This window comes from Lysobacter sp. yr284 (assembly GCF_900107375.1).
Lineage (GTDB): Bacteria > Pseudomonadota > Gammaproteobacteria > Xanthomonadales > Xanthomonadaceae > Lysobacter.
The window spans coordinates 1140781-1157689 of sequence record NZ_FNPT01000001.1; the positions used below are offsets into that span (position 1 = coordinate 1140781).

Consider the following 16909-nt stretch of genomic DNA (forward strand, 5'->3'; position numbering starts at 1 on the left):
CCGCGCGGGCGCGGGCGGGCGTCCGCGCTTGCCCCCGCCCGGACGCGGGCGCAGGATGCGCGCATGAGCGATCCTTCCCTGCCCCAATGCGTCATCAACTGCGCCGCCTACGACCGTAACGGCGACCGCCGCGACATCACCCTGGACCAGATCAGCGACGTGCTCGCCGTCGACGACGGCAGCTTCGTCTGGGTCGGCCTGTACGAGCCGGACGAGAGCATCCTCGACAAGCTGCAGGAAGAATTCTGCCTGCACGATCTGGCGGTCGAGGACGCGCACAACGCGCACCAGCGGCCGAAGATCGAGGCCTACGGCAACTCGCTGTTCATCGCCATCCACACCGCGCAGAAGATCGACAACCGCATCCGCTTCGGCGAGACCCACCTGTTCGTCGGCCCGCGCTACCTGGTGACCGTGCGCCACGGCGCCTCGATCAGCTACAAGTCCGCGCGCATGCGCATGGAGCGCGAACCCGACCTGCTCGAACACGGCCCCGGCGCGGCGCTGTACGCGGTGCTCGACAGCGTGGTCGACAACTTCATGCCGATCGTCGAGGGCTTCACCCAGGAGCTCAACGAGTTGGAGAAGGACATCTTCTCCGAGGACTTCCGCAACGAGACGGTGCGCGAGCTGTACGACCTCAAGCGCGAACTGACCCGGCTGCGCATGGCGGTGTCGCCGCTGCAGGACATCCTCGGCCAGCTGGCGCGCTCGCGCGGCGGGCTGATCGACGAGGAGATCCAGCTGTATTTCCGCGATGTGCTCGACCACGCCGTGCGCATCAACGAGACCACCGACACCCTGCGCGAGATGCTGACCGCCGCGGTCAGCGTGAACCTGTCGCTGGTGACGGTGCGCCAGGGCGAGATCGTCAAGCGCCTGGGCGCCTGGGCGGCGCTGCTGGCGGCGCCGACCTTGATCGCGAGTTGGTACGGCATGAACTTCACCCACATGCCGGAACTGGCGGGGCAGTTCAGCTACGCCGTCCTGATCAGCGTGGTGGTGGTGACCTGCCTGGTGCTGTACATCGGCTTCAAGCGGGCCAAGTGGCTGTAGCGCGTTGCCGCAGGCTGCGCCGCAGCCACAGCCCCCTGTAGGAGCGGCGCGAGCCGCGACCTCGCAGCCGCGACGCAAGCGCGGTTGCGCGGTCGCAGCTTGCGCAGTTCCTACAGTCGGATGCCCAACCACGCGGCGATCCGGCGAAAGCCCCCTGTAGGAGCGGCGCGAGCCGCGACCCGCGACCTCGCAGCTGCGACGCAAGCGCGGTTGCGCGGTCGCAGCTTGCGCAGCTCCTACAGTCGGATGCCCAACGACGCAGCGATCCGGCCGCAGCCCCTGTAGGAGCGGCGCGAGCCGAGACCCGCGACTCCGCAGCTGCGACGCAAGCGCGGTTGCGCGGTCGCAGCTTGCGCAGCTCCTACAGCCGGATGCCCACCGACGCAGCGATCCGGCCGCAGCCCCTGTAGGAGCGGCGCGAGCCGCGACCCGCGACCTCACAGCCGCGACGCAAGCGCGGTTGCGCGGTTGCGCGGTCGCAGCTTGCGCAGCGCCTACAGCCGGATACCCACCCGCGCCGCGATCCGGCCGTCCACGCGCCCCAACCGCCGCGCATCGCACCGCCAACGGCCCCGATCCGGCGCCTAAGACCAAAGTATCAGCCCGTTTTGCGCGCCTTTGCCGCGCTGCGCATTGACCCGCCCGGGCCCAGGCGCGACGCTTCCTGGGTCCTATCCGGGAGGGTCGTCATGAAAAATGGTCTGGGCAAGGTGGGCTGGGCGGCCCTCGCGGTACTCGGGGCGTTCTGCCTCGGCACGGTCGCGCTGCGGCGCGGCGAGCACATCAATGCGCTGTGGATCGTCACCGCCGCGGTGTCGATCTATCTGGTCGCGTACCGCTACTACTCGCTGTTCATCGCCGACAAGGTGATGCAGCTCGACCCGACCCGGGCCACGCCCGCGTTCGTCAACAACGACGGCCTGGACTACGTGCCGACCAACAAGCACGTCTTGTTCGGCCATCACTTCGCCGCCATCGCCGGCGCCGGCCCGCTGGTCGGACCGGTACTCGCCGCGCAGATGGGCTACCTGCCCGGGCTGCTGTGGCTGATCGTCGGCGTGGTCGTGGCCGGCGCGGTGCAGGACTTCATGGTCCTGTTCGTCTCCAGCCGCCGCAACGGCCGCTCGCTCGGCGACCTGGTGCGCGAGGAGATGGGCCGCATCCCCGGCACCATCGCCCTGTTCGGCGCGTTCCTGATCATGATCATCATCCTCGCGGTGCTGGCGATGATCGTGGTCAAGGCGCTGGCGGAAAGCCCCTGGGGCATGTTCACCGTGATCGCGACCCTGCCCATCGCGGTGCTGATGGGCGTGTACATGCGCTACATCCGGCCCGGCAAGATCGGCGAGATATCGGTGGTCGGGCTGGTGCTGCTGTTGCTGGCGATCTGGTACGGCGGCAAGGTCGCCGCCGATCCGGTGTTGGGCCCGGCCTTCACCTTCACCGCCACCCAGATCACCTGGATGCTGATCGGCTACGGTTTCGTCGCCGCGGTGCTGCCGGTGTGGCTGGTGCTGGCGCCGCGCGATTACCTGTCGACCTTCCTCAAGATCGGCACCATCGTCGGCCTCGCCATCGGCATCCTGATCGTGATGCCGGACCTGCGCATGCCGGCGCTGACCCAGTTCACCGACGGCAACGGCCCGGTGTGGAAGGGCGGGCTGTTCCCGTTCCTGTTCATCACCATCGCCTGCGGCGCGGTGTCGGGCTTCCACGCGCTGATCTCTTCGGGCACCACGCCCAAGCTGCTCGCCAACGAATCGCATATGCGCTACATCGGTTACGGCGGCATGCTGATGGAATCCTTCGTCGCGATCATGGCGCTGGTGGCCGCCTCCGTGATCGACCCGGGCGTGTACTTCGCCATGAACAGCCCGGCCGCATTGGTCGGCAGCGACGTGCACGCGGTCGCGCAGACGATCAGCGGCTGGGGCTTCGCGGTGACGCCGGAGGTGTTGGAAGCCACCGCCAAGGACATCGGCGAACACACCATCCTGGCCCGCGCCGGCGGCGCGCCGACGCTCGCGGTCGGCATCGCCCAGATCCTGCACAACGTGCTGCCGGGCGAGAACACGATGGCGTTCTGGTACCACTTCGCGATCCTGTTCGAAGCGCTGTTCATCCTCACCGCGGTCGACGCCGGCACCCGCGCCGGGCGCTTCATGCTGCAGGACCTGCTCGGCAGCTTCGTGCCGGCGCTGCGCCGCACCGAGGCCTGGGGCCCGAACCTGATCGCCACCGGCGGCTGCGTGGCGCTGTGGGGCTACTTCCTCTACCAGGGCGTGGTCGATCCGCTCGGCGGCATCAACACCCTGTGGCCGCTGTTCGGCATCGCCAACCAGATGCTCGCCGGCATCGCGCTGATGCTGTGCACGGTGGTGTTGTTCAAGATGAAGCGCGACCGCTACGCCTGGGTCACCATCGTGCCGACGATCTGGCTGCTGATCTGCACCACCGCCGCCGGCCTGATCAAGATCTTCGACTCCAACCCGGCGGTGGGCTTCCTCGCCCAGGCGCACAAGTACAGCGCCGCCATCGCCAAGGGCGAGGTCACCGCGCCGGCCAAGAGCCTGGAGCAAATGCACCAGATCATGGTCAACAGCTACGTCAACACCGGCCTGACCGCGTTGTTCCTGTTCGTGGTGTTCAGCGTGCTGGTGTATTCGCTCGGCGCGATCGCGAAGGCGCGGGCGAACCCGCAGCGCAGCGACCGCGAGTCGCCCTACGTGGCGCTCAAACCGCACGAAATGGGGAGCCTGTGATGGGCACCGCGCTGGTTCCGGTCGGCCAGTACCAGTCGTTCAAGCGCGCCTGGCGGCGCATCGTGCAGACCGCGCGGCTGTGCTGCGGGGTGCCGGATTACGACAACTACGTCCGGCATCTCATGGAGAAGCATCCGGAGCGGCCGATTCCGGATTACGCGACGTTCTTCCGCCAACGCCAGGAAGCGCGTTATGGCGGCGGGCGGATCGGGTGTTGTTGAAGCGCTGAATGCGCGAGAAAGAAAAAGGCCGCCTACGGGCGGCCTTTTTCGTATGCGGATTCGCCACGCCCTCTCCCCTCGTCGTTCCCGCGAACGCGGGAATGACGGCGGGTGGGTACGCGGCAACCCACGGACCGGCGCGGCCTCGCGATCCTCCTGTAGGAGCGGCGCGAGCCGCGACCGCGACACCGCAGATACGACGCAACCGCGGTATCCCGGTCGCGACGCCGCTATCCGCACTCCCACCGCGGAACCACCGCGAAACGCGGGGACTCGAACGCCGGATAGACCGACAAAGCCCGCGCGGCGACGTCCTCGTCGATCATGCCGGTGGAATCGTCCGCCACCGGCCCCGCGGCTGCGGCCAGCGAGCGCAGCGCTTGCGCCGGCGCGTCGGATAAATAGGAAGCGGCCGCCTGCAGATTGGCCAGCACGCACTCGCGCGCCTGCATCGGGGAAAAATCGTCCAGCAGATGCTCGAAGTCGAGCGCGCTTTCCACCAGCCGGGCGAACACGAATTGCTCGAAGCCGGCCGCGTCCATCGCGCTGTCGCCGCGGTCGTGCCAGACCATGCCGGCCCCGGCCGCCTCGCCCGTGGCGGTGCGCATCAGGCAATAGGCGTCGCCGGCGCCGGAGATCGCGAACGGCAGGAACGCGCGGCCGTCCTGGAAACGCGGATCGAGCCATTCCTCGGCGATCTGCCGCGCCCGCTCGGGGCCGATCCATTCCAGGTCGTAGACGCAGGACAGCAGCGGCCGCGCGCGCAGCGTGTACTCGAACCAGTTCGCCTGCCAGTCCTCCCGGCTCGATCCGTAGCGCGTGCGGCCATCGGCCAGCAACCGCTCCAGCATCGGCGGCAGGGCGATGCCGCAGTGCGCGGCCAGGGATTGGAATGTCGCGGTCATCAGAGCCTTTATCTTGCCGACGCGCGGACGCCGCGCGATCTATCTGTAGGAGCGGCGCAAGCCGCGACCGCACAATCTCGCTTAAGTCGCATGTGAGGTTACGCGGTCGCGGCTTGCGCCGCTCCTACAGGAGACATCAAGCCGGCGTATCGCCGGCGATGGAACGCAAGGTGATGCCGACAAGATAGGCCAGCCCGGTGCCGGTGGCGTAGCCCAGCGTGCCCAGCAACGCGCCCACCGGCGCCAGCGAGGGATGGAACGCCGAGGCCACCACCGGCGCCGAAGCCGGCCCGCCGATGTTGCTCTGCGAGCCGATCGCGAAATAGAACAGCGGCACCTTGAGCAAGCGGCCGACGCCCCACAGGATCGCGATGTGCACCACGATCCACATCAGGCCCAGCGCGAACAGCCACGGCTTGTCGAGCAGCGCCAGGATGTCCATCTGCAAGCCGATGCAGGCGATCAGGAAGTACAGCAACAGGCTGCCGATCTTCGATGCGCCGGCGCCTTCGAGCTGGCGCGCGCGGGTGAAGCTCAGGCCCAGGCCGGCGAAGGTGGACACCGCGACCACCCAGAAGAACGGCTCGTGCAGGCTCACCGTGCGCGCCCACGACACGTTGGCGCCGAACCAGGCCGACAGCGGCGTGGCGATGGCATGGGCCAGGCCGACCACGCCGAAGGCGATGCCGACGATCATCGCCAGGTCGGCCAGGGTCGGCACGCGTTCGTGCTGGGCGCGGAAGTCCTCGATCCGGCGCTTGAGTTCCTCGATGCCGCTGACGTCGGCGCCGCTGCGTGCGTCGATGGCCTGGGCGCGGCTGGCCAGGAAGATCAGCGCCGCCATCCATACATAACCCACGCCGACGTCGACCACGGCGAACTGGCCGAAGGTGGTCGCGTCGACCTGGAAGATCTCCTTCATCGCCAGCATGTTGGCGCCGCCGCCGATCCAGCTGCCGGCCAGCGCCGCCATGCCGCCCCAGGTGTCGCCGGCGACCGTTTCCGGATGCAGCGCGCGCATGGCCACGAACGCGACGATGGCGCCGAAGGCGACGCTCAGCGAGGACACCGCGTACATGATGAGCAGCTTGGGCCCGAGCTTGAGCACGCCCTTGAGGTCGATGGTCAGCGTCAGCAGCACCAGCGCGGCCGGCAGCAGCACGCGGCTGGCGACCGGGTTGTAGAGCTTGGTGTTGTTGCCGTCGACCAGGCCGACGGTGTTGTAGATGCCGGGGATGAAGTAGCACAGCAGCAGCGCCGGGACGAAGGTGTAGAACTTCTTCCAGAAGCCGGTCTGCTGCGAGGAGCTCCAGAACACCAGGCCGAGGGTGGTGGCGATCAGGCCGAGGACGACGATGTCGTTGCTGATGAGCGCCGCGCGGGCGGTGTCGGGCATGCGGGCTTCCCCTGGCTAAGGCGACTCCGCTTTTACTTCGGATCGGCCCCGACGGGCAAGGCCCGGTGGTGGCGCGACGCGAGTTCAGGTGGCGCGATGCGGCCGCAGCCGCTGTAGGAGCGACGCAAGTCGCGACCGCGACACCGCACATACGACGCAGGCGAGGTATCGCGGTCGCGGCTCGCGCCGCTCCTACAGTCGTAGACGGGCCGACGCGGCTATCGGATACAAACAAAAACAAGAAGGCCGCCCGGAGGCGGCCTTCGCGCACACCAGAACCCGCGTCGCTTACTGGCCGATATGCTGCTTCAGCCAGCCGTTGACCGTGTCGTGCCACAGCACGCTGTTCTGCGGCTTGAGCACCCAGTGGTTCTCGTCCGGGAAGTACAGGAACTTGGACTCGATGCCCTGGCGCTGCAGCGCGGTGAACACGCCGATGCCCTGCTCGACCGGGATGCGGAAGTCCTGCTGGCCGTGGATGACCAGCATCGGCACCTTCCAGTCCTTGACGTGGTTGACCGGGTTGAACTTCTCGTACGCGGCCGGCTTCTCGAACGGCGTGCCGCCCTGCTCCCACTCGGTGAACCACAGCTCTTCGGTGGCGTAGCCCATCATGCGCTGGTCGAACACGCCGTCGTGGCTGACCAGGCACTTCCACGGCTGCTGCCAGTTGCCGGCGATCCAGTTGACCATGAAGCCGCCGTACGACGCGCCCAGCGCGCAGGCCTTGTCGCCGTCGAGGAAGGAATACTTCTTCTGCGCCGCGGCCCAGCCCTTCTGCAGGTCTTCCAGCGGGCGGTCGCCCCAGTGCTGGCTGATCGCGTCGGTGAAGGCCTGGCCGTAGCCGGTGGAGCCGTGGAAGTCGATCATCACCACCGCGTAGCCCTGGCCGGCGTAGGTCTGCGGGTTCCAGCGGTAGCTCCAGCCGTTGCCGAAGCTGCCCTGCGGGCCGCCGTGGATCAGGAACGCGACCGGGTACTTCTTGCCTTCCTGGTAGTTCCACGGCTTGACCACGTAGCCGTACACGCTGTCGCCGTTCCAGCCCTTGAACTCGAACTGCTCGAAATCGCCGAACTGGGTGTTGCCCAGGATGTCCGACGCGCTCGGGGTGATCGCGCGCTCCGGCGCGCCGTCGAGGCCGCCGACGAAGATCTGGTCGCCGCTCTTGAGCGTGTTGCGGGTGAAGGCGAAGGTCTTGCCGGCCAGCGTCGGCGAATTGACCGTGCCGTCGGCGATCAGGCGGGTGGCCTTGCCGCTGGCGATGTCGACGCCGAACAACGGCTGCTGGCCGAGGTCTTCGGTGGTGGTGTAGATGGTCTTGCCGTCGGCCGACAGCACGATGTTGGAGGCCGAGCGGTCCCACTGCGGCGCGATCTCGCGCGCCTTGCCGCTGGCCAGGTCGAGTTCCATCAGCGCGTAGCGGTCGGCTTCGAAGCCGGGGCGCTTCATCGCGCGGTAGTACAGGGTCTTGCCGTCGGCGCTGAAGGTCGCGCCGGTGTCCCAGGCGGGGTTCGAGGCGGTCAGGTTCTTGGCGGCGCCGCCGTCGGCGCCGACCAGGTACAGGTCGAAGTTGGTCGACCACGGTTCCTTGGCGTCGGCCTTGCGCGCGCTGAACACCAGCGACTGGCCGTCGGGCGACCAGGTGTACTCGCTGCTGTCGCCGAACGGGCGCGAAGGCACATCGCCGATCACTTCACCGCTGACCAGCTTGGCGCTCGCCGCGGTCTTGCCGGCCGCCGGCAGGTCGGTCACGAACAGGCGGTTGAGGCGGCCGTCGTTCCACGCGTCCCAGTGGCGGATGAACATGCGGTCGAACACCTTGCCCGAGGCCTTGCTCTTCTCGGCCGCGTCGAGCTTCTTCTTGCTGCAGGCCAGGTCGGCCGCGCAATCGGGATAGGCCTCGGCGTTGAAGGCGATGCGCTTGCCGTCGGGCGAGAGCTGGAAGCCGCCGACGTCGCCGTCGAACGCGGTCACCTGCTTCGGCACGCCGCCGCTCAGCGGCAGCGAGTACAGCTGCGAGCTGCCGCCCTTGCTGCTGAGGAAGTACACGGTCTTGCCGTCGGGCGAAAACGCCGGCGAATTGACGCTCCAGCCGTCCGGGGTCAGGCGCTTGGGCGGGGCGGCGTCGCGCGCGAACAGGTCCTCGATCCACAGCGAGGTGGCGGACTTGTTGGCGGCGAAGTCGACCGTGCGCTTGGCGAACACCAACTGGCGGCCGTCGGGCGACAGGGTCGGCGAGGAATAGCGGTCCATGCTCGCCAGGTCGCGGATCTGCAGGCCCTGCGGCGCGGGCGGCGTGAGCGAGAAAGCCGGCGCGGATGCGCAGGCCAGCGACAGGGCCAGCGGCAGGAGGGCGTGGCGTGGCGTCATGGCGAACCTCTGAACGTTGAGCGGTGAGCGATGCGGGGAAGCGGCGGCGCGAAGCGCGGCCGCACTTGCGGGGAAGATCGGCGGGACCGAATGCGCGACGGCCCGGCATCGCTGCCGGGCCGTCGCCGGCGGATCAGTCGTGCGCGGCCGCGGCCGGCGTGGTCGCGTTCTTGCTGCTGCGGTAGAACAGCCACACCACCGCCGCCAGCACCGCCAGGCCGACCAGCGGGCCGAAGTGGAACGCCTCCGGCAGCGCCAGCACGTTGCGGTTGCTGGTGATCACGATCGGGAAGGCGATGGCGATGCCCATCAGCGCCTCGCCGGTGATCAGGCCGGCGGCGAACAGGGTGCCCGGACGGTGCACGCGGTCGCTTTCCTCTTCGCTGCTGTTCGCGGTCAGGCCGCGACGGCGGCCGACGATGTGCGAGAGCAGGCCGCCGAGGAAGATCGGCACCATCAGCTCCAGCGGCAGGTAGATGCCGATCGCCGCGGCCAGCACCGGCACGCGGAACTTGGCCTGGCGCGACTTCAGCCATTCGTCGAAGGCGATGATGATCGCGCCGATGCCTGCGCCGATGCCGATCATCGTCCACGGCAGTTCGCCGCCGAACAGGCCCTTGGCGACCGAAGCCATCAGCGTGGCCTGCGGCGCCGCCAGCGAGTTGGGATGCTCCGGCGTCGGCGCGCCGATGCCGTAGGCGGCGGCCAGCAGGTTCAGCACCGGCGCCATGATCAGCGCGCACGAGAACGCGCCGATGCCGAGCATCAGCTGCTGCTTCCACGGCGTGGCGCCGACGATGTAGCCGGCCTTGAGGTCCTGCAGGTTGTCGCCGCCGACCGCCGCGGCGCAGCACACCACCGCGCCGATCATGATCGCGGCGACCGCGCCGATCGGCGAGTCGCGGCCCAGCATCAGCACCAGCACCGCCGAGGCGAACAGGATGGTGGAGATGGTGATGCCCGAGACCGGGTTGTTGGACGAACCGATCAGGCCGGCCAGGTACGCCGACACCGACACGAACAGGAAGCCGGCGACGATCATGATGATGGTCATCGGCACGCTGACGAACCAGTTGCCGACGATGGCCTGATACAGCAGCAGCAGCGGCAGCACGAAGCCGACCAGGGCCACCAGCATCCACTTCATCGGCAGGTCGCGGTCGGTCTCGGCGACTTCGCCGACCGCCGCGCTCTTGCGCGCCGCGGCCAGGCCGCTCTTGACCCCCGACAGCAGCGACTTGCGCAGCGAGAACAACGTCCACACGCCGCCGATCAGCATGGTGCCGACGCCGAGGTAACGCACCTTGGCCGACCAGATCGCGCCGCCGATGTCGGCCGCGCTGCCGCCGGCGATCTTCGCCGCCAGCGCCGGATCGGAGTCGAGGAAGAACATGTGGTAGATCGGGATCGCGAACTGCCACGACAGGATCGAGCCGGACACCACCACGATGCCGACGTTGAGGCCGACGATGTAGCCCACGCCGATCAGCGCCGGCGACAGGTTGGTGCCCATGTAGCCCAGGTACTTGCCCATGAAACCCGAGACCACGGCGTTGTCCGGGATCAGCTTCATGCCGCTTTCGGCCGCGAGCTTGAGCAAGGCGCCGATGGCGCCGGCCAGGCCGAGGATCTTCATGCCCGGGCCCGGGTTCTCGCCGGCCTTGAGCACTTCCGCGGCGGCCTTGCCTTCGGGGAAGGGCAGCGGGTCTTCGACGATCATCGAGCGCCGCAGCGGCACCGAGAACAGCACGCCGAGCAGGCCGCCGAGGCCGGCGATGGCGAGCACCCACGAGTAACGGAAGTCCTGCCAGTAGCCCAGGATCACCAGCGCCGGAATGGTGAAGATCACGCCCGCGGCGATCGACGAACCGGCCGAGGCGCCGGTCTGGACGATGTTGTTCTCCAGGATGGTGCCGCCGCCGAGCAGGCGCAGCACGGCCATGGAGATCACCGCGGCCGGGATCGCGGTGGCGATGGTCAGGCCGGCGAACAGGCCCAGGTAAGCGTTGGCGGCGGCCAGGATCACCGCCAGGAAGACGGAGAGCAGGACGGCGCGGAAGGTCAATTGGGGCTGCTTGGCGGGTGAGGCCATCGGCGTCTCCATCGCGGGTGGGCGGGCGGTGCGGCGGTGTATGCGAACGCTCGTCCGGCGGGCCGGCAGCGGGGCAATCCGCCGATGATCGCATCCGCCGCGCCCGCCTGTAAAAGTGCAGTGCGGCAAAAAGCGGGATTGGGCAAAAGCCCGCGCGATAGCATGAACAGGCGGATTTTTCCGGGGTTGCGCGGGAAAACCGCCGAACGCACGGCCGCCGGGACGGCTTTTGTGGGAGCAGCTTGAGCCCCGACGCTGTTGTTTCGGCCGGGAACGAGCCCTGCCGGCGAGCGCAGCCGAAAGCGTCGCGGCTCAAGCCCCTCCCACAAAAGCTCGTCCGCAAAGCCCCGCAGTGCCGGCATGAAGCCCGCGCGAATGCGGCCGGCCCGGCAAAACCGCCCTGCCCTGGCCCCGGCCGCCGCGGCCTATACTCCGCCTCTTCGCGCCCACCGCCGACCGGAATCCGCTAGTGACCGCAGCAAGCTCCGCTACGCCCGCGCCCCACGCCGCCCGCGACGACGACTTCCTCGGCCATCCCAAGGGCCTGTACGTCTGCTTCTTCACCGAGATGTGGGAGCGCTTCTCCTTCTACGGCATGAAGGCGCTGCTGCTGTTGTATCTGCTGAAGTACCACCTGTTCGGCGACGACGCCGGCTACGACCTGATCGGCGCCTACGGCGGATTGGTCTATGCGGTGCCGGTGATCGGCGGCCTGGTCGCCGACCGCTACCTGGGCATGCGCAAGGCGGTGGTGCTCGGCGGCGTGCTGCTGGTGCTCGGCCACCTGGGCATGGCCTACGAAGGCCACGCGGCGAAGCTGGTCGACGGCAAGGTGGTGCGCGACGAAACCGCAATGCAGGTGTTCTACCTGTCGCTGGCGCTGATCATCGCCGGCGTCGGCTTCCTCAAGCCCAACATCTCCACCATCGTCGGCAAGCTCTATCCGCAGGACGATCCGCGCCGCGACTCGGGCTTCACCCTGTTCTACGCCGGCATCAACGTCGGCGCGCTGTTCTCCTCGCTGATCTGCGCCTTCCTCGGCGAGACCTACGGCTGGAAGTACGGCTTCGGCGCCGCCGGCATCGGCATGATCGCCGGGCTGGCGACGTTCCTGTGGGGCCAGCGTTACCTGCACGGCCACGCCGAACCGGCCGAACCGGCCAAGCTGCGCGAGAAGGTCAACGGCCTCTCGCGCGAAGCCTGGATTTACCTGGGCAGCGCCGGCGGCGTGCTGGTGCTGTGGGGCACGATCCAGTTCGCCTCGCAGGTCACCCTGCAGCTCGGCGGCCTCAGCTTCACCGCGGCGCTGGCGATCATGCTCGCCACCTTGCTGGTGTTCATGATCTGGTTCTTCGGCTTCATCGCCCGCCAGTGCACCAAGGTCCAGCGCGAGCAGATGCTGGCGCTGGTGGTGCTGATCCTGGCGGTGCTGATCTTCTTCACCCTGTACGAACAGACCTACGGCTCGTGGGTGACCTTCAACGACCGGCTGATGACCAAGGACATGTTCGGCGTGGTCGCCGCCGCCGGCTACAAGCCGCCGCTGCCGTGGTCGTTGTTCTCGATGGCCGCCAGCCCGGTGCTGATGGTAGCCGCGCTGATGGCCAGCGACCGCGGCCGCGGCGGCCTGGCCAAGGCGCTGGTCGGGCTGCTGGTGCTGGGCCTGGCCGTGGCCACCGCCCACGACGTGGTGCTGGTGCCGCAGACCGCCGGCTCGCTGACCTACCTGGGCCCGTTCTTCCTGGTGGTGCTGGCGCCGCTGTTCTCGTGGCTGTGGCCGTGGCTGGCGCGGCGCGGGCGCAACCCGAGCAAGCCGGTGACGATGTCGTTGGGGCTGATCCTCGCCGGCCTGTCGTTCCTGCCGCTGGTCGCCGCGGCCAAGATCTCCGGCGGTGGCGAACTGGCCAGCGTGTGGTACCTGGTGCTGGCCTATCTGGTGCTGGAAATCGGCGAGATGTGCCTGTCGCCGCTGGGCCTGTCGGCGGTCACCCAACTGTCGGTGGCGCGCGTGGTCGGCCTGATGATGGGCGCGTTCTGGCTGTCGACCGCGTTCTCGGAAGTGCTGGCGGCGCAGTTGGCGAAGATCGCGTCGCTGGAGATTCCCGAAGGCGGCGTCATCGACATGGCCTCCGCCTCGCTCAAGTACGGCGAACTGTTCTCGATGCTGACCTGGCTGGGAATCGGCTCGGGCGTGGTGTTCCTGCTGCTGTCGCCGTGGCTGAAGCGGTGGATGCACGGGGTGCAGTGAGCGTTCGGTCCGCGGCATGAAAAAGGGCGCCCGCGGGCGCCCTTTTTCGTTTTCGACCGGTAGCTTCGGCGCGACCGGCAGCTGCCCGGTCGCGGCTTGCGCCGCTCCTACAGCAGGACGCACCGCAACCCGAAGCCCTTGTAGGAGCGGCGCGAGCCGCGACCGCGACACCGCAGCAACGACGCAACCGCCCTGCCCTGCGCTAGCGCATCGCCGCGCGCTTACCACAGCCCCTTGTAGGAGCGGCGCGAGCCGCGACCGCGACACCGCGCCTGCGACGCAACCGGCCACTGCGCAGTCGCTGCATCACGGCTTCGCGCAAGCCAGGACAAACGCTAGCGCTCCATCGCCACCCGCAAGCCATCGCGCCAGTCCGGCAACGCCAATCCGTACTCCTCGCGCAGCCGCCGCGTATCCAGCACCGAATACGCCGGCCGCTGCGCCGGCGTCGGATACTCGGCGGCGGCGATCGGCAGCACCCGCGGCGCGCGCGCCAGCAGGCCGCGCGCCACCGCTTCGGCGAAGATCGCTTCGGCGAAGCCGTGCCAGGTGGTCTCGCCCGCGGCCGCGAGGTGGCGCACGCCGGATTCGCCGATGCCGCGTTCGAGAATGCGCGCGACCGCCTCGGCCAGCAGCCAGGCCGGGGTCGGCGAACCGCGCTGGTCGGCGACCACGCGCAGTTCTTCGCGCTCGCCGCCCAGGCGCAGCATGGTGCGCAGGAAGTTGTGGCCATGGGTCGCCGCGTACACCCATGCGGTGCGCAGGACCAGATGGCGCGCGCCGCTGGCGGCGACGGCGCGCTCGCCGGCGAGCTTGCTGCGGCCGTAGACGTTGAGCGGCGCGGTCGCATCGTCCTCGCGGTACGGGCGCTGGCCGCGGCCGTCGAAGACGTAGTCGGTGGAAAAGTGGATCAAGCCGATGCCGAGCGCGGCGCAGGCCTGCGCCAGCCGTCCCGGCGCGGTCGCGTTGATCGCCTGCGCCAACTCCGGCTCGGATTCGGCGCGGTCCACCGCAGTGTAGGCCGCGGCGTTGACCACATGGTCCGGACGCAGGCGCTGCAGCAGCGGCGCGATCGCCTCGGCTTCGGCCAGGTCCAGCGCCTCGCAGGCGCCGCCGTCGGCGAGCCGGCCGCTGCGCGTGGTCGCCAGCACCTCGTCCGAATCGCTGGCCAGACGTCGGCGCAGTTCGACGCCGAGCTGGCCGTCGCCGCCGACCACCAGCACCCGGCCCAGGCTCATGGCGCGTAGACCGGCAAGCGCTCTTCGGGCACGTCGCGCAACCACAGCGCGGCCTGGTCCTTGGCCGACAGCAGCGGCTCGCTCAACGGCCAGTCCACGCCCAGGCCGGGGTCGTCCCAGCGGATGCCGACTTCGGCCTGGGCGTCGTAGGTGTTGGTGCACAGGTAGCTGAAGGTGGCCCGCTCGCTGAGCACGGCGAAGCCGTGGGCGAAGCCTTCGGGCACCCAGAAGTGGCGCTTGTTCTCGCCGCTGAGCAGCACCGCGGTCCAGCGGCCGAAGTGCGGCGAGCCGCGGCGGATGTCCACCGCCACGTCCCAGACTTCGCCGTCGAGCACGCTGACCAGCTTGCCCTGCGGCTTGGGCCACTGGTAATGCAGGCCGCGCAGCACGCCGCGCGCGGACGAGGACACGTTGCCCTGGACGAAGCGCAGGCGCAGGCCAGCGGCGTCGAGCTTGTCCTGGTTGAAGGATTCGTAGAAGAAGCCGCGCGCGTCGCCGAACACTTGCGGTTCCAGCACCAGACAGCCCGGCAGATCGGTTTCGATGATTTTCATGGGGTACGTCGCTTGCGTCGCCGCAGCCCGCCGCTCACGGCACCGGGCCGCGTTCGATCAGGCTCAGCAGGTATTGGCCGTAGCCGTTCTTGGTCAACGGCCGGGCCAGTTCGGTGAGTTGTCCCGCGTCGATCCAGCCGTTGCCGTAGGCGATCTCCTCCGGGCAGCAGATGCGCAGGCCCTGGCGGGTCTCGATGGTCTCGATGAAGTTCGACGCTTCCAGCAGCGACTGGTGGGTGCCGGTGTCGAGCCAGGCGTAGCCGCGGCCGAGCTGCTCCAGGTGCAGCGAGCCTTCGTCGAGGTACTTGCGGTTGAGGTCGGTGATCTCCAACTCGCCGCGCGCGGACGGCTTGAGCTGGGCGGCGAAATCGCTGGCGCGGCCGTCGTAGAAGTACAGGCCGGTCACCGCATAGCGCGAACGCGGCTTGAGCGGTTTTTCCTCCAGCCCGATCACCCGGCCCTCGCCGTCGAATTCGGCCACGCCGTAGCGCTCCGGATCGCTGACCCAGTAGCCGAACACGGTCGCGCCTTCGCCGCGCGCGTCGGCGCGCTTGAGGATCGCGGTCAGGCCGGGGCCGTGGAAGATGTTGTCGCCCAGCACCAGGCAGCTGGGCTGGCCGGCGACGAAGTCGCGGCCGATCAGATAGGCCTGGGCCAGCCCGTCGGGACTGGGCTGGACAGCGTACTCGATGCGCATGCCCCACTGCGAGCCGTCGCCGAGCAGGTGCTGGAACAGCGGCTGCTCATGCGGGGTGTTGATCACCAGCACTTCGCGGATGCCCGCCAGCATCAGCACGCTGAGCGGGTAGTAGATCATCGGCTTGTCGTACACCGGCAGCAGCTGCTTGCTGATCGCCTGAGTGATCGGATACAGCCGGGTGCCGGAGCCGCCGGCCAGGATGATGCCCTTGCGGTTCATTGCATGTCCCCTTGCGAACTGCGGATCGTCACCGGTCAGGCCTGGCCGATTCGTTCGAGTCGATAGCTGCCGTCGAGCACGCGCCGCACCCAGTCCTGGTGCTGCAGGTACCACTCGACGGTGCGCTCGATGCCCTGCTCGAAGGTCACCGTCGGCGCCCAGCCGAGTTCGTTCTTGAGCTTGGACGCGTCGATGGCGTAGCGGCGGTCGTGGCCCGGGCGGTCGGCGACGAAGGCGATCAACGACTCGCGCGCGCGGCCGTCGGCGAGCGGGCGGCGCGCGTCGAGCAGCGCGCAGATGGTCTTGACCACGGTCAGGTTGGGACGCTCGGCGTCGCCGCCGACGTTGTAGGTCTCGCCGACCCGCCCGGCCTGGAGCACGCGCGCGATCGCCGCGCAGTGGTCGCCGACGTACAGCCAGTCGCGCACGTTCATGCCGTCGCCGTACACCGGCAGGGCCTCGCCGGCCAGGGCCTTGGCGATCACCAGCGGGATGAGCTTTTCCGGGAACTGGTACGGGCCGTAGTTGTTGGAGCAGTTGGTGGTCAGCGTCGGCAGGCCGTAGGTGTGGTGGAACGCGCGGACCAGATGATCGGAGGCGGCCTTGGAAGCGGAATACGGCGAATTCGGCGCGTACGGCGTGGTCTCGCTGAACTTGCCGTCGTCGCCGAGCGAGCCGTAGACCTCGTCGGTGGACACGTGCAGGAAACGGAAACCGTCGCGGCCGGCGGGGCCGAGCGATTTCCAGTAGTCGCGCGCCTGCTCCAGCAGGCTCAGGGTGCCGACCACGTTGGTGTGCACGAACGCGGCCGGGCCGTCGATGGAGCGATCGACGTGGCTCTCGGCGGCGAAGTTGACCACGGCGTCGGGACGATGCTCGGCCAGCAGCCGCCCGACCAGCCCGGCGTCGCCGATGTCGCCCTGGACGAACACGTGCCCCGCCTCGCCGTCCAGCGGCGCCAGGGTGTCGCGGTTGCCGGCGTAGGTGAGCAGGTCGAGGTTGACGACCTTGACGCCGCGGCGCACCGCGTCGAGGACGAAGTTGCCGCCGATGAAACCGGCGCCGCCGGTCACTAGCCAGGTGGGCACGCAGGACACTCCTTGGGGACATTGCGGGTTGCTATTGCGGACTGCGGGCCGTGGACACGA

At 68.8% G+C, this 16909-nt stretch carries 12 protein-coding genes; 4 read left to right on the top strand and 8 right to left on the bottom strand.

Annotated elements, in window-relative coordinates; translation table 11 throughout:
* The first annotated feature begins 63 nt into the window (after window positions 1-63).
* From corA to BLV01_RS04720, 3 genes are all read left to right on the top strand, one after another.
* On the top strand, window positions 64-1056 hold the full coding sequence (corA, locus tag BLV01_RS04710) for a magnesium/cobalt transporter CorA (RefSeq protein ID WP_091794426.1): 993 nt from the start codon (window positions 64-66) through the stop codon (window positions 1054-1056).
* Window positions 1057-1745: 689 nt separating this feature from the next.
* A complete protein-coding gene (locus BLV01_RS04715; RefSeq protein WP_091794428.1) occupies window positions 1746-3818 on the top strand; it encodes a carbon starvation CstA family protein in 2073 nt (690 codons plus the stop codon).
* On the top strand, window positions 3818-4039 hold the full coding sequence (locus BLV01_RS04720; RefSeq protein ID WP_074872322.1) for a YbdD/YjiX family protein: 222 nt from the start codon (window positions 3818-3820) through the stop codon (window positions 4037-4039). Before BLV01_RS04715 ends, BLV01_RS04720 begins: the two co-directional genes overlap by 1 nt.
* 230 nt (window positions 4040-4269) lie before the next feature.
* Here the strand turns inward: BLV01_RS04720 and BLV01_RS04725 are convergent, their stop codons facing one another.
* The 4 genes from BLV01_RS04725 to BLV01_RS04740 form a co-directional block, all read right to left on the bottom strand.
* Complete coding sequence (locus BLV01_RS04725; protein ID WP_091794429.1) at window positions 4270-4944, bottom strand: hypothetical protein; 675 nt, start codon at window positions 4942-4944, stop codon at window positions 4270-4272.
* 136 nt (window positions 4945-5080) lie between these two features.
* Window positions 5081-6340, bottom strand: coding sequence for a DUF819 family protein (locus tag BLV01_RS04730; RefSeq protein WP_091794431.1), 1260 nt, complete (start codon window positions 6338-6340; stop codon window positions 5081-5083).
* 288 nt (window positions 6341-6628) lie between these two features.
* The gene (locus BLV01_RS04735; RefSeq protein WP_091794432.1) at window positions 6629-8710 is read right to left on the bottom strand and encodes a S9 family peptidase; all 2082 of its coding nucleotides are present in this window, start codon (window positions 8708-8710) and stop codon (window positions 6629-6631) included.
* A 133-nt stretch (window positions 8711-8843) separates the two neighbouring features.
* Complete coding sequence (locus tag BLV01_RS04740) at window positions 8844-10802, bottom strand: OPT family oligopeptide transporter (RefSeq protein WP_091794790.1); 1959 nt, start codon at window positions 10800-10802, stop codon at window positions 8844-8846.
* 469 nt (window positions 10803-11271) lie between these two features.
* On the opposite strand from BLV01_RS04740, the gene BLV01_RS04745 reads away from it, so the two are divergent.
* Window positions 11272-13050: a peptide MFS transporter gene (locus BLV01_RS04745; protein WP_254782496.1), complete on the top strand. Its 1779-nt coding sequence runs from the start codon at window positions 11272-11274 to the stop codon at window positions 13048-13050.
* A 335-nt stretch (window positions 13051-13385) separates the two neighbouring features.
* Here BLV01_RS04745 and rfbD read toward each other — a convergent pair whose 3' ends face one another.
* The 4 genes from rfbD to rfbB are packed head-to-tail and all read right to left on the bottom strand — an operon-like array spanning window position 13386 to window position 16849.
* The gene (rfbD, locus tag BLV01_RS04750; protein WP_091794434.1) at window positions 13386-14288 is read right to left on the bottom strand and encodes a dTDP-4-dehydrorhamnose reductase; all 903 of its coding nucleotides are present in this window, start codon (window positions 14286-14288) and stop codon (window positions 13386-13388) included.
* On the bottom strand, window positions 14285-14842 hold the full coding sequence (rfbC, locus tag BLV01_RS04755; protein ID WP_091794436.1) for a dTDP-4-dehydrorhamnose 3,5-epimerase: 558 nt from the start codon (window positions 14840-14842) through the stop codon (window positions 14285-14287). The genes rfbD and rfbC overlap by 4 nt, the downstream gene beginning before the upstream one ends.
* A 34-nt stretch (window positions 14843-14876) precedes the next feature.
* Window positions 14877-15761: a glucose-1-phosphate thymidylyltransferase RfbA gene (rfbA, locus tag BLV01_RS04760; RefSeq protein ID WP_091794438.1), complete on the bottom strand. Its 885-nt coding sequence runs from the start codon at window positions 15759-15761 to the stop codon at window positions 14877-14879.
* 35 nt (window positions 15762-15796) lie between these two features.
* Window positions 15797-16849, bottom strand: a complete 1053-nt coding sequence (gene rfbB, locus BLV01_RS04765) for a dTDP-glucose 4,6-dehydratase (protein ID WP_091794440.1) — start codon at window positions 16847-16849, stop codon at window positions 15797-15799.
* Window positions 16850-16909: the final 60 nt, after the last annotated feature.

Coding starts and splice junctions, on each gene's coding strand:
- BLV01_RS04715 (WP_091794428.1), top strand. CDS start 1,746: ATGAAAAATGGTCTGGGCAAGGTGGGCTGGGCGGCCCTCGCGGTACTC.
- rfbC (WP_091794436.1), bottom strand. CDS start 14,842: ATGAAAATCATCGAAACCGATCTGCCGGGCTGTCTGGTGCTGGAACCG.
- BLV01_RS04735 (WP_091794432.1), bottom strand. CDS start 8,710: ATGACGCCACGCCACGCCCTCCTGCCGCTGGCCCTGTCGCTGGCCTGC.
- BLV01_RS04730 (WP_091794431.1), bottom strand. CDS start 6,340: ATGCCCGACACCGCCCGCGCGGCGCTCATCAGCAACGACATCGTCGTC.
- BLV01_RS04740 (WP_091794790.1), bottom strand. CDS start 10,802: ATGGCCTCACCCGCCAAGCAGCCCCAATTGACCTTCCGCGCCGTCCTG.
- BLV01_RS04725 (WP_091794429.1), bottom strand. CDS start 4,944: ATGACCGCGACATTCCAATCCCTGGCCGCGCACTGCGGCATCGCCCTG.
- rfbA (WP_091794438.1), bottom strand. CDS start 15,761: ATGAACCGCAAGGGCATCATCCTGGCCGGCGGCTCCGGCACCCGGCTG.
- corA (WP_091794426.1), top strand. CDS start 64: ATGAGCGATCCTTCCCTGCCCCAATGCGTCATCAACTGCGCCGCCTAC.
- rfbD (WP_091794434.1), bottom strand. CDS start 14,288: ATGAGCCTGGGCCGGGTGCTGGTGGTCGGCGGCGACGGCCAGCTCGGC.
- BLV01_RS04720 (WP_074872322.1), top strand. CDS start 3,818: ATGGGCACCGCGCTGGTTCCGGTCGGCCAGTACCAGTCGTTCAAGCGC.